Below are 26,328 nucleotides of genomic sequence, written 5' to 3' on the forward strand. Positions count from 1 at the left end.
GTTTCAATCCACGCGCCCGCGAGGGGCGCGACAGGCGGGCGGTCGTCAGACGCCGACGGGTCAAGATGTTTCAATCCACGCGCCCGCGAGGGGCGCGACGCTCACCGATGGTGAACGCGTTGTTCAGTAAAAAAGTTTCAATCCACGCGCCCGCGAGGGGCGCGACGCGGGCAAGGGGTTGCCATTGATATCCAGCTTGGTGTTTCAATCCACGCGCCCGCGAGGGGCGCGACCTCGATGATTACCAAACAAGCCGCCGATGGCTTGGTGTTTCAATCCACGCGCCCGCGAGGGGCGCGACTCGACACAACAACGGGCGACGCACGGCTCTGTCAGTTTCAATCCACGCGCCCGCGAGGGGCGCGACGATTGAGACCCAGTACCAATTGCCGTTCGTGATGTTTCAATCCACGCGCCCGCGAGGGGCGCGACTGGATTGTACTGGATGAGAACGGTCATCCCATTAAGTTTCAATCCACGCGCCCGCGAGGGGCGCGACCCTGGGCGTTCTGGCTGATCACGATCGCGCCACGGTTTCAATCCACGCGCCCGCGAGGGGCGCGACGTCATCACTGTGAAAGGCCTGAATGCCGTAAGCCGGTTTCAATCCACGCGCCCGCGAGGGGCGCGACTGGTTCAGGGTTGGGGTGCCATTCAGGCCCTCGATGTTTCAATCCACGCGCCCGCGAGGGGCGCGACGCATGCCGTCTTTCTTCCCGTTCGGGGCATACATGTTTCAATCCACGCGCCCGCGAGGGGCGCGACTGCAGGCGTAGCTGTCAGCGATGAATCGACGGTAGTTTCAATCCACGCGCCCGCGAGGGGCGCGACCCCAGGCCAGCCCCTTGGTTTTGCTGCCGTAGTTGTTTCAATCCACGCGCCCGCGAGGGGCGCGACACCTGCCGTTTGTGCTGGCTGATAACAGTACACTGTTTCAATCCACGCGCCCGCGAGGGGCGCGACTGATGACATTGGATCAGCGCCTGTTCTTATATCGGTTTCAATCCACGCGCCCGCGAGGGGCGCGACATCAGCTGCAGACCATCGTCGCGGACAATCGGAAGTTTCAATCCACGCGCCCGCGAGGGGCGCGACCTGCCACCGGCAACGAAATCCCGGACGGGGTGATGTTTCAATCCACGCGCCCGCGAGGGGCGCGACTCGCAAGATCTCATAAAGCGTACCCAACCAGATGTTTCAATCCACGCGCCCGCGAGGGGCGCGACGCCCTGTATTCCCTCGCCGGCGCCAATATCAAGGAGTTTCAATCCACGCGCCCGCGAGGGGCGCGACTACGACATCATCGTTTGCGACGCCAATAGCCCCAAGTTTCAATCCACGCGCCCGCGAGGGGCGCGACTGTTCTTCCACACCTCGAATTCGTAGTCGTATGAGTTTCAATCCACGCGCCCGCGAGGGGCGCGACGAATGCAGGAGTGAGCAGTTATGAGCAAGCCGCTGGTTTCAATCCACGCGCCCGCGAGGGGCGCGACGGGCAGGCAGTGGCAAATCGAGGCCATGACCGGCGGTTTCAATCCACGCGCCCGCGAGGGGCGCGACTCTTCTCCGACGAGCCTTGTGGTGATAACGCCAAGGTTTCAATCCACGCGCCCGCGAGGGGCGCGACGCGGGCGGCGAATGCCATATTGACTGACCGAGTTGTTTCAATCCACGCGCCCGCGAGGGGCGCGACGCTGAGGGCGGCTGTGATTGACGCTCAGACTGCGTTTCAATCCACGCGCCCGCGAGGGGCGCGACCTGGGGCCGGCCCTTCAATTTGCCGGCCTCGGATGTTTCAATCCACGCGCCCGCGAGGGGCGCGACCAGGGTGTTGATCACGGTGTATATCTCCCTGATGGGTTTCAATCCACGCGCCCGCGAGGGGCGCGACCTGGCTTTCAGCTTGCGGCCATCGACGACCATCGTTTCAATCCACGCGCCCGCGAGGGGCGCGACCCAACACCAGCGCCATGACCGCCCAGCAAGCCCTGTTTCAATCCACGCGCCCGCGAGGGGCGCGACGACAGCGGCCCGGTAGTTTCAACCACGCCCTCTCGTTTCAATCCACGCGCCCGCGAGGGGCGCGACACTCATAATCCGATGCAGCACCGACCCGGCCAGGTCGTTTCAATCCACGCGCCCGCGAGGGGCGCGACGTCATTCGGCATGCAGGCCCCGTGGAAGTTCTGGTTTCAATCCACGCGCCCGCGAGGGGCGCGACGACGCCACCTACGACTTCATGCACATCCGGGACGTGTTTCAATCCACGCGCCCGCGAGGGGCGCGACGCGACATTTACGCGGACATCAAGGCACAACGGTTGTTTCAATCCACGCGCCCGCGAGGGGCGCGACGTGTTGTCGAAGTCGGACCCGTTACCCCAGATCAGGTTTCAATCCACGCGCCCGCGAGGGGCGCGACACACACCAGGTCTACTCGATCCGGATTACCGCGGTGTTTCAATCCACGCGCCCGCGAGGGGCGCGACGACCAGATCATGTGGGTGTACGGGTCTGGGTTTCCGTTTCAATCCACGCGCCCGCGAGGGGCGCGACGTTAACCTCATCCACCGCCTCGGCCTGCAATCGCAGTTTCAATCCACGCGCCCGCGAGGGGCGCGACATTTTGCGGCCACGCTATACGCATGGTTGCGACCGTTTCAATCCACGCGCCCGCGAGGGGCGCGACGCCGGGCGGTGCCAGATCGGTTGTTCAGTGCTCCGTTTCAATCCACGCGCCCGCGAGGGGCGCGACCTTCGTTCACCCCTGCCGCTCTCAGGCGTCGCCCGTTTCAATCCACGCGCCCGCGAGGGGCGCGACGACGTTCCAGCTCCTTATCCACCTCGTCCAGCAGTTTCAATCCACGCGCCCGCGAGGGGCGCGACTGGCCGATGCTGAATCCATCGAGGGATACGAACAGGTTTCAATCCACGCGCCCGCGAGGGGCGCGACAGAAAACCCGCACCTGGATCTATCACGCCGACAAGTTTCAATCCACGCGCCCGCGAGGGGCGCGACTGCTCTATCCTAACCGACTGAATCCAAAGCGGCCACTCCTCGGATTCCGCTAATATGGGCACGCATTATAATTTTCTTGCTGTTCATTAGATGCGCAAATACAAAAAGGCCAGGTGCCACACAGGCCCTGGCCTTTCGCTAACGTACCGGCTTTTTAATGAGCACTACCGGTTAGCGCTTATAAAATCATCGCATCCCGGAAAATATCCGGCGCTGGCTTCACTCCATGATGTTCAATTCGATTCTTCCAGTTTTTACCGAGTTTGTAGAATCTCAGGCTATCCTTCTCTTCATCATAAAGACCCAGTAATTCGTCCCTGAAAAAGGTCCACTGAGCCGGATCAACCTCGCATTCGAACACCGAATACTGAACACGCACCCCGTAATCAAGACACGCTTTTGCCACTCGCCTCAAACGCCCAGGACCCTCGGGATCTTCCATCGAAATGTCGTAAGTAACCAGTACCATCATGGCAGAACTCTCCTATCGGACGACACAAGGCGGGTATCTTTCCAGATCATTTCTGAGGTGGCGGGCAAGCAGCATCGCCTGAATATGCGGAATGATTCCTATCGGCACCTTTTCTTTTAGGAAGGGATGCATAACTTCCTGCTGCTTGCGTTCCTGATAACTCACCAGAAGCTTTTTCCTTGCATCGTCTGACATTCTGACCGCTCCGGAGGACTCTGTGACAAAATCCGTTGCTCTCAGCTGTTTCCGGTTTATCAAGCTCAGTACGAGCCTGTCCGCCAGCCATGGCCGAAATTCCTCAAGCAGGTCCTGTGCAAGACTGTCACGACCTGGCCGATCGGCATGCAAATAACCTACTTGCGGATCCAGGCCCACTCCGTTAAGTGCAGCACTGATATCCTGGCCAAGAATCGAGTAGACAAATGACAACAACGCATTAACCGGGTCACGTGGCGGCCTTCGATTTCTGCCTGAGAAAGCAAATTCTTCACGGGCACTCTTGTTAATCAATTCCTCAAATACAGCAAAATATTGTGCAGCAGCGTCCCCTTCAATGCCTCTCAGGGAGTCGAGATTATCGACATACTTTGCCAACCGGATTGAAGCGGCAAGATGCTTCACGGCCCTGCCCAGAGATGCTGTTTCCCCATGATTGCGCTGTTGCCTGAGCAGTACATTCCGGCAACCAACCAACTTTGCAGCGACTACGGAACGGGCAATTTCGAGACTCGTTGATTGATCAGCATTGTACTGAGCCCGCCTGAGGAGCACATTGCCTGATTTCTTTCCCTGTAGACGCCCATAAAAGCGACCATACTCCGTAAAAAAAGCCAGATTAACGCCTTTCTCCCCGCAAAACCCCATCAAGGCCGGAGAGACCAGCACGTTACCAAAACAAAACAAACCGGAGACCGAGTGAATGGGCACCTGCATGAGTTTCTTGCGCTCATGCTCTATAACAACGGTCTCACGCTCCTTGTGCACATAAGCACCTTGCCGGGTGACATAAAGACTGTTCTGAAGCTTTTTCACGATCGATCCACCTCATCGAACAGCTCGTCCACGTATCGAGTGCTTCGGTCATTACCAAGTAGTTTTGGGTTGCACAGATCGTATAGCGAGCACGAGTCACACTTCTTCTCATAAACTGCTTTAGGGGTTTGTCCGCTGCGGAGCAAATTGCGTACTTCAGTAATGACAGCCCGCGTCTCTTCCCTAAGGTCTTCTGTAAATGCCACCTCATCCCGGTGGCGAGTTTGCCAATACCATAGCGCGCCTGAAAGCACAGGTTCGCCCTTCATCTCCTCGAGGCAAAGCCCCTGGGCACACAGCTGAATCCGATCCCAGCTATCCCGCTTGGGTTTGCCTCTTTTATACTCGACCGGTTTCATTGTCCCGGTTGAATGCTCGATCTCCACCAGGTCCAGCTTGCCGGTGATCCCGAGCGACTCAGCGCTGACCAACACACCCCGCTCATAGCGAATACCCTTGCGGGTTTCCGGCTCACCCCGATCCACACGCTGGTGCAAAACCTGCCCTTGTGCCGTCAGCCAGTTCTCTGCCCACACCTGTTCGTTGTGTATCAAAGCACACTGACGGGGACAAAAGGCATAGTGCTGCAACGCGGAAAGCGGAACCAGCTTTTCATCCTGCATAACCAGGCGACCTTTTATTCATGCAGCGAACTGAATCACTTCTACCTCGTGATTTTGCTTGATCGCTTCCTCCGCCATGCCAAGAATTTTTGCGGAGATCGAATCGTCGAGGTAGTACTCACCACAGTTATCACAAATCTCAGCGGGCACATTTTTGATAACGATAGTTGCCTCCCCTCGCGTCATCGTGACGGTGGTAGTGCCGGGATGGGTTTCCCCGTTTTTACAGATTGCGCATTTCATTCAGTTTCTCCTGGTTTTGAAGTCTTCCTTCCAGATGTCCGGTGATGGCACATAAGCGGTTATCACGTAACACTCATTGTTCTCCTGATTCTGAGCCACGACAACATGAACAGGCTTATCGTCTACCCACCCCAGGCGCAATTCACTCGGGTGGGGTTTATCGTCAGGATAGTCCGTTATCGTTTCCCCGGTCTGTATAGTGAATATGACTTCTTCCGTAGACAGCGATCTCTCGAACATGCGCCTGAGCGCATGGCCGCTGAACTTGACTGACGTACATTGTTTCATCCCTGAAGTACTCTCCCTGATATCGATACTGAATGAGGCAGTCAGCTCCGGGCTAGTCCAGATACTTGATCAGTTGCACACCCTTCGGCAGTTGGTCCTCTTTGACTGTAACTTCGTAGTCGCTGAAATCCCTGGCCGGCCCTTCAGATTTCCGCTTAACGTCAACCAACTCAAACAGCTTCCTGGCCGGCGCATTACCGAGCACGGAATCGTGCTTGAATACCAACAGTGCACAAGGTGACATTTCGCCCCGGCTGGCAGAGCGGTCATGATCAAGCATGTTTACCAGCGAATCCCAGAGAAGCTCCAGATCCTCTTCGCTGAAACCAGTCTGCTTCGCCAGATTCGCCGAGATGAATCCGTGACAACGGTACAAACCATACGGGATTGTGAACTTTCGCCCCATTGTCCGGTTATCACCGCTTTGAACCTCAGCTTCTTTTTCAGTCGTTACGGCCATTCTGGTAATACTGTGTTCGGCGCTGACAACCGGCTCGATACTTCGGGCAAAATTCATTTGGACAGGGCCTCGGACCTGGCCTGTATTTACGTCCGTCGACATGACCGCGCCGAACGTCCGAATATCAAAAAAGTTCTGGCACATCCACTGCGTCACCTTTCTGGCATCATCTTCTTTTTTAGGCAGCTTTTTTGACTCGTGTTTTAATTCCAGCGCCTCGTAAGCCCGAAGATTGTTCCTGTTCAGCACTGCCTTCTCTTTGATGTAGATCTCGAAAGGAGGAGTTTCCTCCTTCACCATGCCAACGTAGTTACGTACCTTGCGTTTCAGGCACACATCGGTAACCAACCCCTGCCCGGTCTCGGCATCCACCCGCGGCAAATTACCAGCGTCGGGATCGCCATTCGGGTTACCATCTTTTACATCAAACAGGTACACAAATTCATAACGGTTGTTAAGGCTCATGCTTCGGCTCCTTCTGATTCATTATGCGCTGGTTCTTTTGAATGCTTGGTAAATAACGCCTGGCGTTGGTGGTAGTAACCAATGGCGAACAAACCCTGATCCTCCAGATTGAGGTATGCGGGGAAGTCGTTGATATCTGAAATAATCTCCGCAATGCGCTTCTCGGCGACGACTCGCTGCCCCTGATGTGGCAGTTTCTTTAGGTGATGCGCATGCAAGCGCATCAGCGTTCCGAAAACAGATTTTGGATTACAGCTGGCGCTACTGTAATAACGATCCCGGATACCCGCGTTCAGTCCCGGATTGGCATCCGATTGCAGCTTTTCCAGCACAGCAAACAGACAGCCCAGGCGGTAACCAATCCGCTTTTCTTCAGGGTTATAGGCCATGGTCACTTCCTTATTGGTGAGGTTCTGATGACGATAAGAGCGGTTCAGAAAGGCTTTGATCAATCGCGCACGATAGGGTGTCACCTCGCCCTGCTCTGCTTTGATTCGCTTGATGACACCCTGCATAAGGCTCGTCGGCAGCGGCAAACCCATGAGGATTGCGCGTACTGTTTCGCCGACCAAGTGTGGCGGCAAGTTTTCATCTTTTCCCAACAATGCCGTTGATCGAAGCAGTGGTTTCAAAGGCGGGTAGTCCGTGCTCCGGCTGACAATTTCGATATCACGGAACCACTGGGCCAGTTGTTTGCTGAATTCCGCCACGGTGCCAACCTGCCAGAACCGGACGGCTATTCGAGCTGCGTTGGGGGATAGTCCGAGAAGGTAAAAGCGATTCGTACCATCCCCTTCCAAAAATGCGCCGGAGTGAAGACTTTCGAACAGTTGCCTCACCGCTCTGACACCTCTATCAGGGTCATCCTTGGGGGTATCGTTGAAGAATGATGGCAAGCTGTCTTCGAGGAAACTCTCTCCCGATGACCACCAAACCACCGACGTCTCATTTAACTGTAACCTCTGAGGACTGCTGGTACGCAGCAGTTGATTAAGAGCGGTGGTGTACTTGAAGGCGGCTTCCTCGCCTACTGGCGCGTTATTACCTTTATCCTTGCCCCAGGAATTGAACGAGTCGATATTAAAAGAAACAATGTTCGCGCCGGCCATCTGGGCCCCCCACACACCTTTTACCGCAGGGTGCAGGCGAGCAATCTTGGTTTTATCGCCAGTAACCAGACAAATACCATCCTGATTCTCACTGTCGAGAGGTTGCTCCGCGATCCACTGGCGAACAGCCGTGGACTGGCAGACCAGATTATTGTCTGTGCTCAACTGAAAGGTGAGATTGCACCCCGAGATCTTCAGGCATTCCTGAAATTCTGGTGCCTGCCGGACTTTCGCTTTCTCGGCTTCGTCGTGAAGGAATGCATAAACGGCCTGAACGCCCTCGTCATCCGGTATCTCTGTTCGAAGACGGTCTACCAGATCAACGAACGCTTGGTGCTGCTTCCCGGCCATGTCGACTTCTTTTGGACTGGGCTCTGTACCCGGTTTGGAAACCTTGGGCTGTTCCAGTACATATCCGACATGGTCCCAGAGGCAGTAGGCTGTTTCGTAGGATTTTGCACCGCTGCGCTTTACACCTTGCGGTACCGTGAAAGCCTTGGCTACTGGCTTACCTTTCTCCTGAAACTCTCGGGTGTCCTTTAACTGAACAAACTTCCCTTCAGGACTAAGGACTATGACAAACGGAATTTCTTTCTCTTCAAATCCCACGGGCGGCAGCGGGCTTCCCGCCGTTTTCTTCCGGTCGTAATACTCACACAGTGCCTGAAGAATCATCCCCTCACCTCCGGGCTGTTGCGGTCAGGTACAGCTACTACACCGTTCTCCATTTTCGCTCTGAAGAACAGTGGCCGGGGCGAGGCCGGATCAGAGTAATCCAGGTCATACAGCATAAACCCGAGATCCGGTGAATCCTGAATCGGCTCAGGGCTATCACTGGCATTCACCAGAGCAAAATCACAACTAAACTCACGACATCCCAGATAGGGTTGGTTGAAACATTGACCCTTCTCGGCGCGGCGACGGAACATATCCGCAAACTTGGCAGCTGAATCCTGCGGGCCGGCCTTATCCGTCATTTGAAATTCGGCATGAAGTCGGTATCGCACATCTTTCAATAACAGGCTCGCACGCTGCTGGCGCTGTTCGTCAACATAAATCCCCAGATGCCCTTCCCCGCTGATCATTGCCGACTTGGCCGTGCGAGTGGATACAATAGACTCCACTTCGTTGCGTCTCAGGTTCATCCATTTGATCGGATTCAACACCTCGATCTTTGTAACCTGCCACTGAATCGCGGGTTTCCACAGAATGGCCTCGAAAATGGCTCTGGCCGACGACGGGGTAATCACGTCATAGCTCACCCGCTCTACCTTCATCTCGGGCCTGGTGAAACAGGCAAACTCTCCACTGACATCCAGGCAAAAGCCCATGAGCCCTCCTATATAACGGTTGATTCGGCGGGTATCAGGCTATCCGGTGCCTGAACACCCCAAACCGGGTGGTAATGACTGGATTCAACAACAAATTTACCGGCACGTTCGTAGATTGCCCCCATGCCATGCAACTGCTTGGCGAGCGACTCCGGCAATGTGACGCTGTACCTCTGTAATTTCCTGTGCACCCATTTCCGGGAGCCATCCTGCTCCAGCATCGCAAGCCACTGATCAACAGGTGTTTCTTTATACCCTTCCGGACAGAAAGGAACCACCACACCTATACCCTTGTCATCGATCAGTCGGAACTTGTCCGCTGCCTCCCGGAACTGGATCGCCAACGGTGCATCCGGTGAACTTTCCGCTTTCAGCAAACCGCAAATACCATGCTTGTCGCGATCACCCTGCGTGTTAAGGTCGCTAAAGAAAGCCTGTATAGCTTCCGGGCTGAGAGGTTCATTCAACTGACCACTTCTGAGCAGTTTGAGCGTTACCTGTGCGGCTTGCCTGAGGAAACCGGGAGGCGGCAATTGCTCTGGCTGAAACACCACAACACGACCGTGATTGGGCAGCCGCCCTTCGCGATTGCAGCGGCCCGCTGCCTGAGCGATGGAGTCCAGACCAGCCATTGCCCGGTAAACCACCGGAAAATCAACATCTACCCCGGCTTCAATCAGTTGGGTGCTGACAACTCGCAGAGGCCTCTCAGATCCAGAGCGCCGCTCAGCAAGCTTATGGCGAATATCCGCCAGGATCCGTGAGCGGTGCTCTGCGCACATATTTGCAGACAAGTGGTACAGGTCGCCATTGCCTGGCAGAAGTTCATAAAGCGCTCTCGCATCCTGCCGCTTGTTAACCACTACCAGAACGCAATCTTCTTTCACCAACTGCTGAGACAAGTCCTGCCAGGACATTTTTTCATCCGGATCGGACGGCATCTCGATGTTTACACGCTTCAACTCACTCGCCAGAGCGGCTGGCTCCTGGATTATTTCCCGAACTTTATCGAGACCGGTATGGAGAACGCTGCCAAAAGCATCTACCTGCTTCCCAAGATCCGGCTGCGTAGCCGTGCAGAGCACCCAGGTGACCCCGAAATACTCGCTCATCTGTTGCATTGCTCGTGTGATGGGTTCGTGAAAATCACGGGGAATTTGCTGGGCCTCATCAAGAATCACAATGCTGTTCACCAGATTGTGCAGTTTCCGACAGCGACTGGTTCTGCTGGCAAACAAAGATTCGAATAACTGGACGTTCGTGGTGACAATCAATGGCGCGTCCCAGTTCTCTGCCGCCAGCCTGGATCCCGCATTCTCAGATCCGGGATCAACATCCAGGCTGCTGTGGTGCTCCAGCACAGCTTCATCGCCAAGAAACTCACGGAACACGCCAGCATTCTGTTCAATGATGCTGGTGAACGGTATGGCATAGATAACTCTCGACTTACCATGTTTCCTGCCATGCTCCAGCGCAAATCCCAGACTGGCGAGTGTTTTTCCACCGCCGGTGGGAACCGTCAGACTGAATATTCCCGATGACTCGGCAGCGCTTCGTTGGCAAGCATTGAAAATCGCCTTTCGGGTCTGATTTAACGGGGTGTCATCTGCCGCGTTCTGCAGTCGATTCATCCGTTCAAAGAACACTGAATGAAGCTCAGACAGTTTCGGTAATCGACCTCTCTGGATAACCCTTTCAGGCACCATGTAGCTTTCGGTGTCCAGGAAATCGGCATCTACCAGGCACGAAAACAAAAGCCGCATCCATAGGCTGATTGAATCCGTGTTCCTGGCAGGTTCCGGAATATCCGGTTGTTGCGTAGTCAAAAGGTCGCCGGGGATCTTTGCCTCCATGGCTTCAGAGTACTCCGGCCCCACCTCTTTCAGGCGAAACTGCAACGAGCCACGACCACCCGACCAGTCTGGCAATCCTGCATGATGCCCGGCAATCAGATAAGCAATGATGTAACCCGGCACAGATGGCCATTGGTTAATCGCATGAACCGCACCTGCTGTGGAATGCGTCACTCTTTGCGGGTTTTCTACGTGAGCATTTTCCCGTTCATATCCAGAGGCATCGCGAATGTATTTCTGGAAAGCACTACGATACTTTCCGAGATCGTGCCAAAGTCCAGCAGCCATGCCCCAGCCCGATGACTGAAACGTTCCCGCTTTTGAGGCACTGAGCTTTGCTACTTTGCGCAAATGCTCCTCCAGGCGATGCGGTTCATGCCAATCGCCTGAGGAATCATCCTGCTTCACATGGGCAACATAACCGAGATTATTCATTCCAGTCATCGAAACCTTTACTTGTTATAAGGATCCCAGCCTAAATCAACCGCTGCCCCAACCACTGCACCAACCACTGCACCACTGCAAAAATCCTCAGTAGATTTCTGCCATTCTGCGAACCCTTTCCGCCACTTCACACCTGAGGCTTTCCGGCGCAACAACCTCAACATCCGGACCATAGCGCAATACCTCCATGACCAACTCACGCTCATCAGAGTAGGGAACATGAAGGTGGTAGCGGCCATCCAGCCACTCACTTTTTTGCTCTTCATGCCAGACTTCTTCGGCCACCCAGCGGGCCGCATGCTCGGTAAACTTCAGGTGGGCGGTTTGTGTTGCTGCACCCCCGAATATTCCGAACCCAGAGCCCGCAAAGGCGTCCAGATCATCTTTCAATGCTTTTTTGGATGGATCAGCAGAAACGGAGGGGGCAGACATTCGGTCAAGTGAAAACAGCCGAAGGGAATTTGCTTCATTACAAATAGCCAGCAAATACCAATTAGAGCGGTAATGCACTAACCGCTGGGGGTGCACGGTTCGCAGCTTGTCTGTGCTCGTGCTTCTGGAGAGGTAATGGAAGGTCAGGCATTTGCCCGCAAGCGTTGCTTCTGCAACCGGATCAAAAATCTGGTGTTCCGCTGAGCGGGTCTGGATTGGTTGGATTCGAATGCGCTCGCTGATGGTCTCTGCATCATGGCCGGATTCACCCAACAAATCCCGGATTCTTGTCCTCAGCGGAGCCAGGCGATTAGTGATAAGCCCGGGCTGAACGTTCTCCAGCAAGTACTCGCAGGCTAGCAGGGCATAAAGCTCTGCTGGATTCATCCAAAACCCCGGCAGCTCGAATACAGGTGCTTCCGGTGCATAGTGGTGGCCATTCTCTTCCCGGCAGTATTCGATTGGAGCGCCCAGGGAATCTCGCAGGTACTCGAAGTCTCGGGTTATGGTATTCCGGCTGGCCTCCAGTTCTTCCATAAACCTGCGCATGGGGACTGGTTTTTTAGCACTGCGAAGTAATTCGTGGATTCGGTAAATGCGGTAAAAGCGGCTCACTTGCTCTCCTTGCTGAAGACACCTCCTTCATCAAGATTAGCTACATATCCATTTGGTTGCCACTTTCACTGAAACCTACTCACCAACGCCCCTGCAAAGTCGCCACAATTTTACGACCACCGGCATGATTCCGGTGTTCGCAAAGATAAATCCCCTGCCAGGTACCGAGAGCCAAATGGCCGTGGCTGATGGGGATGGTCAGCGACGGCCCGATGATCACGCTTTTGATGTGGGAGGTGGTGTCATCCGGGCCTTCCAGGGTGTGCTCGTAATAGTCGGCGTGTTCCGGCACCATCACATTGAAGTGACGCTCCAGATCGCCACGTACGTCCGGGTCGGCGTTCTCATTGATGGCAAGAGAAGCGGAGGTATGCTGAATGAACAGATTCAGCAACCCCACTTCGCAGTTCGTCAGTTCCGGCGCCTGGGCCAGGATCTCGTTGGTCACGAGATTGAAGCCCCGCGGCAGCGGTGCCAGCTCAATGATGTTCTGGTGCCAGATCATAGGTACTCCAACGTTCGGTTATTTCTGAAGTTCGTCCCAGGGGTGTACCGGCACCACGGCTTCCTCCGACACTTCGTTCTCGAAGGAGCTGCGGAAGTAGTCCATGGCCTTTTCGGCTTCACCTAACTCGTCAAACCGCGCCACGTGGTAGATCGCTTCGCCCTCATTCACCAAGGGCAGATTGTTCACGCAGATGACGATCCCGGAGCAGGGCGAGGTGATGGCCACTTCGGTCTCGCCAAAGGGATCGGCCACCATGGCCAGCCGTTGTCCCTTGCGAACCTTCTGGCCCAGCCTGGCCACCGGGCGCATGATGCCATCGATGTCTGCCCGCACCCACTGGGAATTGGCCGCCGTCTCCGAGCGCTTTTTCGGCGCCTTGGGGCCTTTCTTGGCGGGTACCATTTCCAGCTCCCGCATTACCCGGATTACGCCTTTAACACCGCTGGCGATAACCACTTCATCAAAACGCAGGGCTTCCCCGCCTTCAAAGGTGATCACCGGAATATCCAGCGAATCGGCATAGGCCCGCAGGCTGCCTTCGCGCAGGCCAGCATTGATGATAATCGGTGCACCAAAGGCTTCAGCCATGCGTGAGGTTTCCGGGCTTTTCAGTTCCGCACGGATCTGCGGCAGGTTGAACCGATGAATGGCGCCGGTATGCAGGTCGATAATGTGGGTCACGCTTTCCATGATCTGGGTGCGCAGCAGATAGGCAATACGCCCGCCCAGAGAACCACTCTCAGAGCCCGGGAAACACCGGTTCAAATCCCGCCGGTCGGGCAGGTAACGGGTACGCTGCACAAACCCGAAAATGTTAACAATGGGGACTGCCACCAGGGTGCCCCGAAGGTGCCGCAGCACGGAGTTCTTCAATACCCGGCGGATAATTTCAACACCGTTGATCTCGTCGCCGTGGATGGCGCCACAGACCATCAATACCGGGCCATCCCGGCGGCCGTGCACCACTTCCACCGGAATATGCAGCGGGGTATGGGTGTAGAGTTTTGCCACTGGGACTTCCACGGTCTCCCGGGTACCGGCTTTCACCTCTACGCCGGCAATCTCAAATGGAGCTCTGGCCATGCCTGCTTATCCCCTGCCCCGGGTTTTGGTTTTCCAGGGCTTATAGTTCTTTTCGGTCCAGTTGATGATCATGCCCGCCACGTTCTTTCCGGTGGCATTTTCAATACCCTCCAGGCCAGGCGAGGAATTTACTTCCATCACCAACGGACCTCGGCTGGAACGCAACAGGTCCACGCCGGCGACGTTCAGGCCCATGGCTTTGGCGGCAGTAATGGCAGTTCGGCGCTCTTCCGGAGTAATTCTCACCAGAGAGGCGGTGCCACCGCGGTGCAGATTGGAGCGGAATTCGCCTTCGGCGCCCTGGCGCTTCATGGCGGCAATGACTTTGTCGCCAATCACGAAACAGCGGATGTCGGCACCGCCCGCCTCTTTGATGAACTCCTGCACCAGAATGTCGGCTTTCAGGCCCATAAAGGCTTCAATAACGCTTTCTGCCGCCTTACGGGTTTCCGCCAGCACCACGCCGATGCCCTGGGTACCCTGCAACAGCTTGATCACCACTGGCGCGCCACCCACCATCTTCAGCAACTCCGGCACGTTGTCCGGCTTGTTGGCAAAGCCGGTCACTGGCATACCTACACCCTTACGGGCCAGCAGCTGCAAAGAGCGCAGCTTGTCCCGGGAACGGGTGATGGCGACCGATTCGTTCACCGGGAACACACCCATCATTTCAAACTGCCTGAGTACCGCGGTGCCGTAAAAAGTGACCGAGGCACCAATACGGGGGATCACCACATCAAAATCCTCCAGCACCTCTTCGTGATAGTGGATTTTCGGGTCGGCAGAGGTGATGTTCATGGAACAGTGCAGGCAGTCGATGACCTTCACTTCGTGGCCACGGTTAATGCCTTCCTCCACCAGACGCCGGGTCGAATACAGGTGACGGTTTCGCGACAGTACCGCAATTTTCATAGTCAGGTCCTTGGTGCCGGCTCACCGGCAAGATAAGAAGCTTCAGGGTATACCACCGAGCGTCCCGCCATGGCGGTGCGCCCGAGTAACATCCGGAACCGCATGGAGTCCCGGTTGGTCAGTGTCATTTCAATGGGCCAGCTCTGATCGCCCAGTACCAGTGTGGTTTCAATCACCAGCCGTTGTTCCTTGTGGCCACCGGAATCCGATACCGTGCGCTCGTCCAGCACCCGGGCATCGCATTCCACCACATGGTGCAGGTCGTTCTGGACCGGGTGCACCCAGAACTTCACGCGGCGCTCGCCATTTTCGGTATAAGGCTCGGTTCGGAACGTGTGCAGACAGGATGTCCTGGCGCCAGTATCCACCTTGGCCTTGATACGCTGGATATCAAGATCCGGCAGCGCCACCCATTCACGCCACCCCAGGCTGACCTTGTTCTCTGCGGCTTTCGGGGGAGTGGTTTTGATGGCTTCAGGTTTTATTGTCGACATCCGGTGATTCCTTTTCTTGCTGTTGTTCCGACCCAACCAGCTGTATGCGGAAAGGTTCGGAATGACTGCCGGCGTAGACACTGGTGTGGGGGAACGGTATTTCGATGCCGGCCCCATCCAGTGCTTTCTTGATGGCGACCATCATGCCGCCTCTACCTTCCAGAAATTCCTCCCGGGCCACCCAGAAGGAAAACTGGAGATCCACAGACGAAGGCCCGAACCCGGTCACCAGCACGAACGGCCGGGGCTCTTCCAGGCAGTGAGGGTTGGTCTCCGCCAGCCCGAGCAACAGATCCCGCACCCGCTCCACATCTTCAGCGTAGGCGATACCGATCACCAGATCGATCCGCCGGATCGGAAACCGGGAGCGGTTCACTACCCGGGTCTTGATCAGGGTTTCATTGGGAATACGCACATACAGGTTGTCCGGTGTTCTCAGCTTTACACTGAGCAGATCAATTGCCACCACCTCACCGATGGTAGCATCCGCCTCGATGAAATCGCCTATCTCAAACGGGCGCTCCATCACCAGGAACAGGCCGCTGATGATATTGGAAGCCGATGTCTGCGAAGCAAAACCAATGGCTACCGTAAGAATACCGGCCGCCCCCAGCACCACTTCCAGCGAAAACCCGGCTTCCCGCAGCGCTGCGATGGCAAACAGCACGAAAATTACATAGAACACCAGGCGCCGGATCAGCACCTGGTGGTGCCGTGAGGTGCGACTTTCGACCAGCCGCCCGACGCTGCGGGCCAACATGGTACCCAGGAAGATACCCAGCACCAGCAAAAAACCCGCCGCCAGCCACTGCCCCCAGGCAATGCCACTGATCAATTGAATAAAGGTGGTTTCAATAGCCTCAATCAACAGAGTTGCTCCTGGTTCTGTCAGCCAAACATCCGGTCAAATGCCCGCACCAGGCGGCGCCCTTTGGCCAGTTTTTCCCGGGCCGGCGCCACCAGTTGGCATTGACCGGCATAGGCTGGTACCGACTGCTCAATATGCAGGCTGGCAGAATTCATATCGGTTTCACACTCTACCGTGACACCCGGCGTCCACAGCTGTCCACGCTCGTTTCGATAAAGGGCCAGCAATGGCGTGGGCAGGCTGAACCGTTCCAGTAGCAGTGCCTGCTCACGGCGATTGATAATGGTCACCGGAGTAACGGCTCGCCAGGGCCGTTTCGGCACCGCCTCAAGTGCCAACCGGCCAAAGGTGGAGGAAGCGTAGCAAAGCTCTCCCTCCATGGTGTTACGGCCAAGCCAGGTCATGGAGGGCACGGCCAGCGGGATCTCGGTCAGCTCCGTTTGCCCATCACCTACACACACTTTCATCCACAAGGATGTTCCCACGTAAAGCAAACAGCGCCCACCGGCAGGAATGGTTAAAGGCTGGAACGGCCGTATAACCGTGGGACGACAGCCCATAGCGGGGTTGAAGCGGACAATACCGTTATCATCCATACGCACAAAACGCTGCACTGGGATATCAGCGGATGGCACGGTATGGCCCAGGGTTTCCTGCCAGTGGAGCGGGTCGGAATGAATATCCAGCTTTTGCTCTCGAACCTGCCACTCCAGATCCAGCAGGGTAATCCACACCCGGGTATGCCCGAGCTGATGCTGTTGCGTCTGGCCGGAAGCCAGTTGATAGGGGTGTGCCCAGACACCTTCGCGCTGGCTTTCGGTTTGCTCGGTCATGCCTGCGAAACGGCTCCTTGTTGTCAGCGTGATTCGGTGGCGGCTGGTTTTAACTATAATCCAATCCGGTAGTCGCAGCGAATATACAAGCCTATGATTTTTTGGGTTGTATTTACCCTTATATGCACCCGTCAACGACCTGGATGACCCGATGACACAACTGGTGTGGTTCCGTAATGACCTTCGGCTTGCCGACAACCCTGCCCTGACGGCCGCGTGCCAGTCAGGAGAACCGGTGCGCGCGTGTTTTGTAGTCACCCCTCAGCAATGGCAGGAACACGATTGGTCTGCCGCCCGGGTACGCTTTGTTCTTGAACACGCCAACGCCCTGGCCCGGGAACTGGCTGAGCTTGGCGTTCCACTGACATTCCTGAACGCCGAGCGTTTTTCGGATGGCAGCGATGCACTGCTGCAGTTCTGCAAGAACAGTGACATTGCCGACGTCCATTTCAACGAGGAGTACGGCATTAACGAACGCCGCAGGGATAAAGCACTGCGCGATCGCCTGGTGGATTTCGGCATCCGGGTGAGCAAGTACCGGGATCAGACCGTCGCCCCGGTCGGCCAGATTCTGACCCAACAGAACGAACCCTATTCGGTGTTTACGCCCTTCTCCCGGCGCTGGCGCAGCTGGATAGAGGAAACACGGCCCACGCTGCACCCCAGACCTTCCGCGATCGCCAAGGCGGTCAAACCCGAGCAGGCCGACACCCTGCCTGCGCCGTTCAGAGAGGCACCGGAGCCGCTGGTACCGACGGGTGAGGATGCAGCTCACGAGCAGCTGGAAGCGTTTCTGGCCGAGCGCGCCAAGGACTACAAAGATAACCGGGACTTCCCGGCGCTGGATGGCACCAGCCAACTTTCCCCCTACCTGGCCAATGGCGTGCTCTCCGGGCGCCAGTGTCTGATCGCGGCGAAGCAGTCCGGCCTTTCCGGCGAAGGCGTGGAAACCTGGATTAACGAAATCGCCTGGCGGGATTTCTATATCCATATCCTTTATCACTACCCGCGGGTGAGTATGGGACGTGCGTTCAAGGAGGAAACCGAGGCTCTGGCCTGGAATACGCCGGGCGAGCATTTCGAAGCCTGGAAGGAAGGCCGCACGGGCATCCCTATTGTGGATGCAGCCATGCGCCAGTTGAAAGCCACCGGCTGGATGCACAATCGCCTGCGGATGATCACTGCCATGTTCCTCACCAAGAACCTGTTTATCGACTGGCGGCTGGGTGAAGCCTGGTTTATGCAGAATCTGGTGGATGGCTTTCTGGCGTCTAACAACGGTGGCTGGCAGTGGAGTGCCTCAACGGGTACCGATGCTGCGCCCTACTTTCGGGTGTTCAATCCGGTGACCCAGAGTGAGCGGTTTGATCCGAAGGGGGAGTTTATTCGGAACTGGGTGCCGGAGCTGGCAAAGCTCGACAACAAGCGGATTCACGACCCATCCAGGGGTGGTGTTATCCCAAAAGGCTATCCCAGACCCATTGTGGACCTGAAAGAGTCCCGCAAAGAAGCCATCGCCAGGTTTCAGGCGCTGAAGGATTGAGACTTTGGAGTCTCGTTGCCGGTCAGGGTTGGGGGAGGTCTTTCCAAAACACGCCGTAAATACATCCATGTAGGCTCCGTTCCGCCATCCATGGCTCCACAGGGTTTTGGAAAGACCTCCCCCAACCCTGACCTATCCTGGAGTTAACTTGCGCAGACTGGGCACTCGGGATCTCTTGCCAGCTTCATCTCTCGCCATTCCATCTGCCAGGCATCCAGAATCAGCAGACGGCCTACCAATGGTTTACCAACCTCTGAGATGACCTTTACAGCTTCCATCGCCTGAGCCGAGCCGATCATACCGACGAGCGGAGCGATGACGCCGGCTTCCGAGCAGGTCAGGTCTTCGTTGCCCTGTTCAGGATACAGGCAATGGTAACAAGGACTTTCTGGGTGGCGGGGATCGTAAACAGAAAGCTGGCCTTCACCTCTTATTGCAGCCCCCGAAACCAGGGGCACTTTCGAAGAAACCGAAGCCCGGTTCAGGGCGAACCGGGTATTGAAGTTGTCCGTGCAGTCCAGCACCAGTGTGGATTCGCTCACCAACTGACTCAGATCATCACCATCCACCCGGCGATTGACTGCGTTAACGATAATCTCCGGATTGATCGCCCTCACCCGCTCGGCCAGACGCTCGGCTTTTGAATTGCCCAGCCAGCTTTGCTCAAAGGCTATCTGGCGCTGTAGATTTGCCAGCTCGATCTGGTCATCGTCAACCAGAGTCAGGTGGCCAACACCTGCGGCGCCCAGGTAGAGAGCCACAGGACAACCCAGGCCGCCAGCGCCGATAACCAGTACATGGGCGTCTTTGAGTTTTTCCTGGCCGGCGATGTCGAACCGGGGCATCAGGATTTGCCGGCTGTAGCGGAGGAGTTCTTCGTCGCTGAGCATAGTTGTTCTCGCTATTGGTCACTGGCCGGTTTTCGGGCCAGGGTCATGCGATCATTGCCGCCGTAATCTTTGCGGGTTTCCATGTTGCGCCATCCGGCTTTGGCAAACAAATCCCGTACGTCGCTGCCCTGGTCGTAGCCGTGCTCCAGCAGCATCCAGCCATTGGGATTGAGCCAGTTCAGTCCTTCGGTCACCAGCAGACGAATATCGTCCAGACCGTCGTCTCCGGCCACAAGGGCAGATTCAGGCTCGAAGCGCACATCGCCTTCCCTTAAATGACGGTCGCTGGCCGGTATATACGGTGGATTGGAAATCAGAAGGTCGAAAGTACCGGCGGGAATCTGGTCGAACCAGTGGCTCTTGACCACGGTAACAGGCAATCCCAGACGCTGGCTGTTTTCCCGGGCCAGGTCGACCGCGTCTTGCACGCGGTCACTGGCCATAATCTGCCAGCCAGGCTGTTCACTGGCCAGCGCCAGCGCGATAGCACCGGTGCCGGTGCCGAGGTCCAGCACGTTTGCGCTGGCAGGTAATTCCAGCGACAACGCCGCCTCTACCACGCACTCCGTATCTGGCCGGGGGATCAGGGTGGACGGACTGACTTTGAGAGGGAGAGACCAGAACTCCTGCTCCCCCAGCAGATAGGCAACGGGTTGGCCGCTGGCACGCTCGCCCACCAACGCGAAAAACCGCTCTGCCTGGTCCACCGGCACGTCCCGCTCCGGCCACGCCCGGAAACTGGTGCGGGTCAGGCCGGTGATATGGCTTAACAGGAGTTCGGCATCCAGCCTGGGAGACTCACCGCCAATCCGGCCTGCCGCTTCCCTCAGCAAGGCCTCACAGGTAAGCGAACATTCACTGTTGCTCATTGGCCATATCTGCCAGCAGTTCGGCCTGGTGTTCCTGCTGCAAGGGAACCACCACGGCATCCAGATCTCCGGCAATGACTTCGTCGAGCTTGTACAGAGTAAGGTTGATACGATGATCCGTTACCCGGCCCTGGGGGAAGTTGTAGGTGCGGATACGTTCGGAACGATCACCGCTGCCCACCAGGCTCTTGCGGGTTTCCGCCACGCTCTTCTGCTGCTTTTCCAGCTCGGCATTCTGAAGGCGGGAGGCCAGCAGGCTCAGGGCCTTGGCACGGTTCTTGTGCTGGGAACGCTCTTCCTGGCACTCCACCACAATGCCCGTGGGCAGGTGGGTGATACGGATGGCCGAGTCAGTTTTGTTCACGTGCTGACCACCGGCACCGGAGGAGCGGAAGGTATCCACCCGCAGGTCGGCCTTGTTGATCTCAACGGCTTCGGCTTCGTCGGCCTCCGGCATCACGGCAACCGTGCAGGCCGAGGTGTGGATGCGGCCCTGGGATTCGGTTTCCGGCACTCTCTGCACCCGGTGCGCACCGGATTCAAATTTCAGGGTGCCATAAACGCCATCGCCAGAGAGGCGGGCGATGATTTCCTTGAAACCGCCGTGCTCCCCTTCATTTTCGCTGAGCACCTCGACCTGCCACCGGCGTTTCTCGGCATAGCGGGAATACATGCGAAACAGGTCGCCGGCAAAGATAGCGGCTTCATCGCCCCCGGTGCCGGCACGGATTTCCAGAAACACATTCTTGGTGTCATTGGGGTCTTTGGGCAGCATTAAACGCTGCAATTCTTCGTCCAGCTCTTCACTGCGAGCCCGGGCACTGGCCAGCTCCTCTTCGGCCATTTCCCGCATGTCTGCATCGCCGTCTTTGGCCAGCTCCGTGGCCGCATCAATGTCCTCCAGAGACTGTCGCCAAGCCTGAAAACACTTGACCACCGGTTCAATCTCGGCAAATTCGCGGGACAGGTCCCGGAATTTATCCTGATTGGCAATCACCGATGCATCACTCAGCAACGCGTTCACCTCCTCGAACCGTTCAACAAGCTGTTCGAGGCGGGACTGGATGGATGGTTTCATAGTTTTTCCGTGGTGGTGGGCTCGTCAGCTTCCAGTGCGTCCAGCTGGTAAAGCTCCCTCAGGCATTCGGTCACTTCGGTACGGCCTTCGGCCATCGCCTTGCGTACCTGAACCGAGGGTTGGTGCAGAAGTTTGTTGGTCAGGCCCCGTGCCAGTGAGCGCAGGGCCGTCTCCGGATCGGTGCCGTTGCGCAGGGCGCGCAAGGCTTTTTCGGTTTCGACATCGCGCAGCAATTCTGCACGCTGACGGAACACCTTGAGGGTGGAAACCGCATCCAGGGCACGCAGCTGATCCAGAAAATCCTGAACGCCACTGCTGATCAGGTTTTCCGCCTCCCGGGCCGCGCCCTCCCGGGAGCGAATATTCTCTTCAATCACCTGGCGCAGGTCGTCTACGGTATAGAGGTAGACGTCGGCCAGTGACGCCACTTCCGGTTCAATATCCCGGGGCACGGCAATGTCGACCATGAAATAGGGCCGGTGTTTGCGCTTCTTCAACGCCCTTTCCACCGCGCCTTTGCCCAGAATCGGCAAGGGGCTGGCGGTGGAGGAAATCACGATATCCACATCGGAAAGATGATCCGGAATTTCCGAGAGCAGAATGCCTTTACCACCGTGGGCTTCTGCCAGCGCCTGGGCCTTCTCCAGCGTACGGTTAGCCACCAAGAAACTGCGCACACCGGCTTCTGCCAGGTGTCGGGCGACCAGTTCAATGGTTTTCCCGGCACCAATCAGCAGCGCCTTGTTGCGGGACATGTCCGCAAAAATGTGGTGTGCCATGCTGACCGAGGCATAGGCAACCGACACCGGGTTTTCACCGATAGCTGTCTGGGTACGTACACGTTTGGCTACGGAAAAAGTCTGCTCGAACAACCGGGACAGAAAGGAACCGGTGGCGCTGTGTTCCCGCGCCAGCGCATAGGCATCCTTGAGCTGGCCCAGAATCTGCGGTTCGCCCAACACCATGGAGTCCAGGCCGGCGGCCACCCGCATCATATGACGAACCGCGTCGGAATCCCGATGCACATAGAGAACGTTTTCAAGATCGGCCACATCCAGCTCGTGGAACCCGGCCAGCCAGCGCAACACCGAGGGGGCACAGTCGTCATCGCCGGCCAGATAGAGTTCCGTCCGGTTGCAGGTGGACAGGATAGCCGCCTCGCTGGCACCGGAGGCAGCACGGAGTTCTGAAAAGGCCTCGGCCATTCGCTCCGGCGTGAACGCCACACGCTCGCGGATCTCCACGGGTGCGGTGCGATGGTTGATTCCCAGCGTTACTAGTGCCATTTGGAGTACAGAAAACCCTGCCCTGATTATGGATAATCACTCGCCATTCTACCGGGGCAACTGCTCAGTCGCCACCCGAAAACCCGTCGCCTTCGGCAAGTGCGGACAGGTTGGGCAAGTTCAGACGCTTATGCCATTATAGGGCCTTGGCCGTGGCCGCAACCCGATCTGCCTCAATTACCGGGCAGAAAACGGTTTTCACTGACCTATCGCCGATAGCACACAGGAAGTTGCATGCAAAAATCCGCACCGTATCTGGTTACCTGCCTGTTGGGACTCACTCTCGTCACACTTCCGGGCTGCGCCGTATTTTCCGGTACCCCGGAACCCGCCGATGAGGTAATCGGGACCGATACCCCCGCAGCTACCCCGCCTGCCACGCCCATCAACTATGCCGAATTCGAACCGGAAGTGCTTTACCAGCTTCTGTCGGCTGAAGTGGCAGGCCAGCGTGGCCGTTACGATGTCACCCTGGTCAATTACCTCCAGGCTGCGAAAACCTCACGGGACACCGGCGTGATTGAGCGGGCCATGCGGATCGCCCAGTCTCTGAATGCAGACAATGCCCAGCAACAACTGGCTACACTCTGGCTGGACGTGGACCCCGACAATCTGGAAGCACATCGGATATCGGCCATTCAGGCGGTCAAGCGCCAGAAACTGGAAAACGCCCTGTTCCATATGGAGCAGATCATGGACCAGGGAGAAGACGCGGATTTTGACAGCCTCGCTGCCATGGCCGCGGGACTGCCGCCCGCGCAGCAACAGGAGCTGTTGGCGCTTTACAGTCAACTGGCAGTCAAGCACCCGGATAACCCCGAACTGCAGTACAGCATTGCCCTGCTGCAGAAAATAACCGGCACCCCCACGGTCGCCCTCCGGCAGATTAACCAGTTGCTTGAGCAGGAGCCGAACTTCCAGCCCGCCATCATCCTAAAGGGCGATCTGCTCTACCAGACCGGGCAGAAACGTGAGGCCCTGAATTACCTGACCACCAATACCCAGCGCTTCCCGTCCAACCGCCAGATGGGCACCCTCTATGGCCGCATGCTGATCAACGAGGGAGAGCTGCAGGCTGCCCAGGACGAATTTGAACGGCTGGTAAAACGCTATCCGGACACCCCGGGGCTGAGACTCTCACACGCCCTGGTCGCCCTGGAAAACCAGCAACCCGCACTGGCCCGGGAGGAACTGACCCGCCTGATCGAGCAGGGCCACCATGAAGATGAAGCCAGCTACTACCTGGGACGCATTGAGGAAGATGCCGGCAATACCGACCAGGCGATCGAGTACTACCAGAGCGTGCAACGGGGAAACTATTTCTTCCCGTCGCTGGCCCGTGCCAGCGAACTGCAGGCCCAGGCCGGCGAACTGGACCAGGCCATTGCCCATATCCAGAACCTGCGCGAGCGAGCCCCTGATCACGCCGAGAAATTCTGGCTGCTGGAGGTGAATCTGCTGATCGATCAGGAGCGGAATGAGCAAGCCCTTGCCGCAGCCGATGCTGCACTGGAAAGCTACCCGAACAACGTTGAACTTCGCTATGCGCGGGCCATGCTACAGGACACCATGGGAGAACCGGCTGGCGCAGAGCAGGATTTGAAAACCATCCTCGAACTGCAACCGGACAATGCCGTTGCCCTGAACGCCCTGGGCTACATTCTGACGGTACGTACTGATCGCCTGGATGAAGCCCGCGGTTATATTGAGAAAGCCATCGCGCTGGACCCGGAAAACCCGGCCATTCTCGACAGCATGGGATGGATACTGTTCCGCCAGGGCGAAACGAATCAGGCCCTCGACTTTCTGGCCCGCGCCTGGGAAGCCTACCCGGACCCGGAAGTAGCGGCACACTATGGCGAAGTCCTGTGGGTAACCGGCAATGAAGAACAGGCACGTATCATCTGGGAAGAAGGGCTGGATCAGAACCCGGACCATGAAATTCTTCGGGAAACCATCGACCGGCTGACCAGTGATGGGGCTGACCAATGATCCGAAGATTACTTGGCATGGCATTGCTAACCGCTGCCATGACCGGCTGCACCACCATCCAGCTGGAACCTTTGCCCGAGGGCATGACCAACCAGCCGCCCGCCGACTGGGCCGAGCGCAGCAACCACCTGAGCCGCTTTGACCAATGGCAACTGAGAGGAAAGCTGGCGGTAAAACAACCCTCAGACAGCGGCACTGCCATTATCAATGGCTGGCGCCAGCAGGGTGAACGCTACGACCTCTCGCTGTCATCCTCATTCCTGGGCATGGGCACAACACGACTCACGGGCGTGCCGGGCTTCATAGAATTGACTCTGGCCAATGGTGAGACCTACCAGTCCTCAGACCCGGAAACCCTGGTGGCCGCCGCTACAGGGTGGAACCTGCCCATCGACAACCTCGCTTGGTGGGTTCGAGGATTGCCGGCGCCGGAGGGTGATTTCCGCCTGCTGTTCGACGAACAGCACCAACTGGCCATCTTGCGGCAGGATGGCTGGGAAATTCGCTATGACCGCTGGCAGCCATTCATTGACAGCCTGCCCGCGCTTCCTGCCCGGATCACAGCCCTGAACGGCGACAAACGGGTACGCGTGGTCATCAGCGAATGGCAACAAGAGGACTGAGTATTGTTAACCCGGATTACCCTGCCCTCACCCGCCAAACTCAACCTGTTCCTGCATATCGTTGGCCGGCGCCTGGACGGATACCACGAGCTCCAGACCCTGTTCCAGTTTCTGGACTATGGCGACGAACTCACGTTCACACTGACTCCGGAGCAGCCCGGCATACGACTGGCAGAACCCGTACCAGGTGTTCCGGACAGTGACAACCTGGTGATCAGGGCAGCCAAAGCCCTGGCCGCAACCACCGAGAACACGCTCCCCGGCGTTACCATTCACATCCACAAGCGCTTGCCCATGGGCGGCGGCCTGGGTGGCGGCAGCTCCAACGCCGCAACCACCCTGCTGGCCATGAACCACCTGTGGCAACTGAGCCTGGACGAAGACCAGCTTGCAGAAATCGGCCTGGGCCTGGGCGCCGATGTACCGGTATTTGTGCGCGGCCATGCCGCCTTTGGCGAGGGCGTCGGCGAAAAACTGATCCCCGCAAACCCGCCGGAAGACTGGTTTGTTGTACTCAAATCCGAGTGCAACATCAGCACCGGAAAGATTTTTTCAGCCGAAGGGTTGACAAGGGACACACCAAAAATCAAAATACGCCCCGCTTTTGAGGGAGACGCCTCGAGGTACCGAAACGACTGTGAGGATGTAGTTCGAAAACTGTATCCTGAGGTTAACCAGAGCCTGGAGTGGCTTTCACAATTCGGACCTGCAAGATTAACCGGAACCGGGGCTTGCATTTTTGGACGTTTCCCGACAGAATCCGCAGCCCGGATTATCTGGGAAAGCAAACCCTCCGGCATCACGGGGTTCGTAGCTAAAGGGGTGAACCAGTCACCTCTGCACAAAAAGCTGACAGAGCTGAAATGATGCCAAAAAAGCACGATGATATTGGGGTGTCGCCAAGTGGTAAGGCAACGGGTTTTGATCCCGTCATGCGCAGGTTCGAATCCTGCCACCCCAGCCA

24 protein-coding genes, 1 tRNA gene and 1 CRISPR repeat array are annotated in these 26,328 nt (G+C 57.0%); of the genes, 5 read left to right on the plus strand and 20 right to left on the minus strand.

The features are described from left to right. Nucleotides 1-3,018: direct repeats of the CRISPR family, unit length 32 nt; unit sequence GTTTCAATCCACGCGCCCGCGAGGGGCGCGAC. Between the two features lie 178 nt (nt 3,019-3,196). The 16 genes from cas2 to Q669_RS08360 all read right to left on the minus strand — a co-directional run bounded on the left by cas2 (nt 3,197) and on the right by Q669_RS08360 (nt 17,083). Further along, on the minus strand, nt 3,197-3,490 hold the full coding sequence (cas2, locus tag Q669_RS08285; protein WP_022991916.1) for a CRISPR-associated endonuclease Cas2: 294 nt from the start codon (nt 3,488-3,490) through the stop codon (nt 3,197-3,199). A 12-nt stretch (nt 3,491-3,502) separates the two neighbouring features. Continuing rightward, the gene (cas1c, locus tag Q669_RS08290) at nt 3,503-4,522 is read right to left on the minus strand and encodes a type I-C CRISPR-associated endonuclease Cas1c (RefSeq protein WP_022991917.1); all 1,020 of its coding nucleotides are present in this window, start codon (nt 4,520-4,522) and stop codon (nt 3,503-3,505) included. Next, nucleotides 4,519-5,145 (minus strand): CRISPR-associated protein Cas4, encoded by a 627-nt coding sequence (gene cas4 / locus Q669_RS08295; protein WP_022991918.1) that lies wholly within the window; start codon nt 5,143-5,145, stop codon nt 4,519-4,521. Before cas4 ends, cas1c begins: the two co-directional genes overlap by 4 nt. An 18-nt stretch (nt 5,146-5,163) precedes the next feature. Then, entirely contained in the window at nt 5,164-5,388 is a 225-nt protein-coding gene (locus Q669_RS08300) for a type II toxin-antitoxin system MqsA family antitoxin (RefSeq protein ID WP_022991919.1), read from the minus strand. Continuing rightward, the gene (locus Q669_RS20095) at nt 5,389-5,676 is read right to left on the minus strand and encodes a DUF4258 domain-containing protein (RefSeq protein ID WP_022991920.1); all 288 of its coding nucleotides are present in this window, start codon (nt 5,674-5,676) and stop codon (nt 5,389-5,391) included. 52 nt (nt 5,677-5,728) lie between these two features. Next, nucleotides 5,729-6,601, minus strand: coding sequence for a type I-C CRISPR-associated protein Cas7/Csd2 (gene cas7c / locus Q669_RS08310; RefSeq protein ID WP_022991921.1), 873 nt, complete (start codon nt 6,599-6,601; stop codon nt 5,729-5,731). Continuing rightward, nucleotides 6,598-8,385 carry a type I-C CRISPR-associated protein Cas8c/Csd1 gene (gene cas8c / locus Q669_RS08315; RefSeq protein WP_022991922.1) on the minus strand — a complete coding sequence of 596 codons (1,788 nt, stop codon included), beginning with the start codon at nt 8,383-8,385 and terminating at the stop codon, nt 6,598-6,600. The genes cas7c and cas8c overlap by 4 nt, the downstream gene beginning before the upstream one ends. Then, the gene (cas5c, locus tag Q669_RS08320) at nt 8,382-9,041 is read right to left on the minus strand and encodes a type I-C CRISPR-associated protein Cas5c (RefSeq protein WP_022991923.1); all 660 of its coding nucleotides are present in this window, start codon (nt 9,039-9,041) and stop codon (nt 8,382-8,384) included. Before cas5c ends, cas8c begins: the two co-directional genes overlap by 4 nt. Nucleotides 9,042-9,049: 8 nt before the next feature. Continuing rightward, nucleotides 9,050-11,338, minus strand: a complete 2,289-nt coding sequence (locus Q669_RS08325) for a CRISPR-associated helicase/endonuclease Cas3 (protein WP_036149260.1) — start codon at nt 11,336-11,338, stop codon at nt 9,050-9,052. Between the two features lie 87 nt (nt 11,339-11,425). Next, the gene (locus tag Q669_RS08330; protein ID WP_036149262.1) at nt 11,426-12,385 is read right to left on the minus strand and encodes a helix-turn-helix transcriptional regulator; all 960 of its coding nucleotides are present in this window, start codon (nt 12,383-12,385) and stop codon (nt 11,426-11,428) included. Between the two features lie 79 nt (nt 12,386-12,464). Further along, nucleotides 12,465-12,890, minus strand: coding sequence for a secondary thiamine-phosphate synthase enzyme YjbQ (locus tag Q669_RS08335; RefSeq protein WP_022991926.1), 426 nt, complete (start codon nt 12,888-12,890; stop codon nt 12,465-12,467). Between the two features lie 18 nt (nt 12,891-12,908). Beyond that, on the minus strand, nt 12,909-13,976 hold the full coding sequence (locus tag Q669_RS08340; protein WP_022991927.1) for a succinylglutamate desuccinylase/aspartoacylase family protein: 1,068 nt from the start codon (nt 13,974-13,976) through the stop codon (nt 12,909-12,911). 6 nt (nt 13,977-13,982) lie between these two features. Then, nucleotides 13,983-14,888, minus strand: a complete 906-nt coding sequence (gene rimK / locus Q669_RS08345) for a 30S ribosomal protein S6--L-glutamate ligase (RefSeq protein ID WP_011785816.1) — start codon at nt 14,886-14,888, stop codon at nt 13,983-13,985. 2 nt (nt 14,889-14,890) lie between these two features. Then, on the minus strand, nt 14,891-15,382 hold the full coding sequence (locus Q669_RS08350; protein ID WP_022991928.1) for an ATP-dependent zinc protease: 492 nt from the start codon (nt 15,380-15,382) through the stop codon (nt 14,891-14,893). Beyond that, nucleotides 15,363-16,250, minus strand: coding sequence for a mechanosensitive ion channel family protein (locus Q669_RS08355; protein ID WP_022991929.1), 888 nt, complete (start codon nt 16,248-16,250; stop codon nt 15,363-15,365). The genes Q669_RS08350 and Q669_RS08355 overlap by 20 nt, the downstream gene beginning before the upstream one ends. Before the next feature lie 20 nt (nt 16,251-16,270). Next, nucleotides 16,271-17,083: a hypothetical protein gene (locus tag Q669_RS08360; protein ID WP_022991930.1), complete on the minus strand. Its 813-nt coding sequence runs from the start codon at nt 17,081-17,083 to the stop codon at nt 16,271-16,273. 151 nt (nt 17,084-17,234) lie between these two features. On the opposite strand from Q669_RS08360, the gene phrB reads away from it, so the two are divergent. Continuing rightward, on the plus strand, nt 17,235-18,626 hold the full coding sequence (gene phrB / locus Q669_RS08365; RefSeq protein WP_022991931.1) for a deoxyribodipyrimidine photo-lyase: 1,392 nt from the start codon (nt 17,235-17,237) through the stop codon (nt 18,624-18,626). Nucleotides 18,627-18,769: 143 nt separating this feature from the next. Here the strand turns inward: phrB and Q669_RS08370 are convergent, their stop codons facing one another. The 4 genes from Q669_RS08370 to hemA are packed head-to-tail and all read right to left on the minus strand — an operon-like array spanning nt 18,770 to nt 22,749. Continuing rightward, entirely contained in the window at nt 18,770-19,516 is a 747-nt protein-coding gene (locus tag Q669_RS08370; protein ID WP_022991932.1) for a HesA/MoeB/ThiF family protein, read from the minus strand. Between the two features lie 11 nt (nt 19,517-19,527). After that, on the minus strand, nt 19,528-20,385 hold the full coding sequence (gene prmC, locus Q669_RS08375; RefSeq protein ID WP_022991933.1) for a peptide chain release factor N(5)-glutamine methyltransferase: 858 nt from the start codon (nt 20,383-20,385) through the stop codon (nt 19,528-19,530). Next, complete coding sequence (gene prfA, locus Q669_RS08380) at nt 20,372-21,463, minus strand: peptide chain release factor 1 (protein WP_014420703.1); 1,092 nt, start codon at nt 21,461-21,463, stop codon at nt 20,372-20,374. The genes prmC and prfA overlap by 14 nt, the downstream gene beginning before the upstream one ends. Beyond that, complete coding sequence (gene hemA / locus Q669_RS08385; protein ID WP_011785824.1) at nt 21,460-22,749, minus strand: glutamyl-tRNA reductase; 1,290 nt, start codon at nt 22,747-22,749, stop codon at nt 21,460-21,462. The genes prfA and hemA overlap by 4 nt, the downstream gene beginning before the upstream one ends. Nucleotides 22,750-22,983: 234 nt before the next feature. Between hemA and Q669_RS08390 the strand changes: the two genes are divergently transcribed. The 4 genes from Q669_RS08390 to Q669_RS08405 all read left to right on the plus strand — a co-directional run bounded on the left by Q669_RS08390 (nt 22,984) and on the right by Q669_RS08405 (nt 26,328). After that, nucleotides 22,984-24,741, plus strand: coding sequence for a tetratricopeptide repeat protein (locus Q669_RS08390; protein WP_022991935.1), 1,758 nt, complete (start codon nt 22,984-22,986; stop codon nt 24,739-24,741). After that, the gene (lolB, locus tag Q669_RS08395) at nt 24,738-25,364 is read left to right on the plus strand and encodes a lipoprotein insertase outer membrane protein LolB (protein WP_022991936.1); all 627 of its coding nucleotides are present in this window, start codon (nt 24,738-24,740) and stop codon (nt 25,362-25,364) included. Before Q669_RS08390 ends, lolB begins: the two co-directional genes overlap by 4 nt. 3 nt (nt 25,365-25,367) lie before the next feature. Continuing rightward, complete coding sequence (ispE, locus tag Q669_RS08400; protein ID WP_022991937.1) at nt 25,368-26,231, plus strand: 4-(cytidine 5'-diphospho)-2-C-methyl-D-erythritol kinase; 864 nt, start codon at nt 25,368-25,370, stop codon at nt 26,229-26,231. 22 nt (nt 26,232-26,253) lie between these two features. Next, nucleotides 26,254-26,328, plus strand: a tRNA-Gln gene (locus Q669_RS08405).

The organism is Marinobacter sp. C1S70 (genome assembly GCF_000475355.1).
In the GTDB taxonomy this organism is placed as follows: Bacteria; Pseudomonadota; Gammaproteobacteria; order Pseudomonadales; family Oleiphilaceae; genus Marinobacter; species Marinobacter nauticus.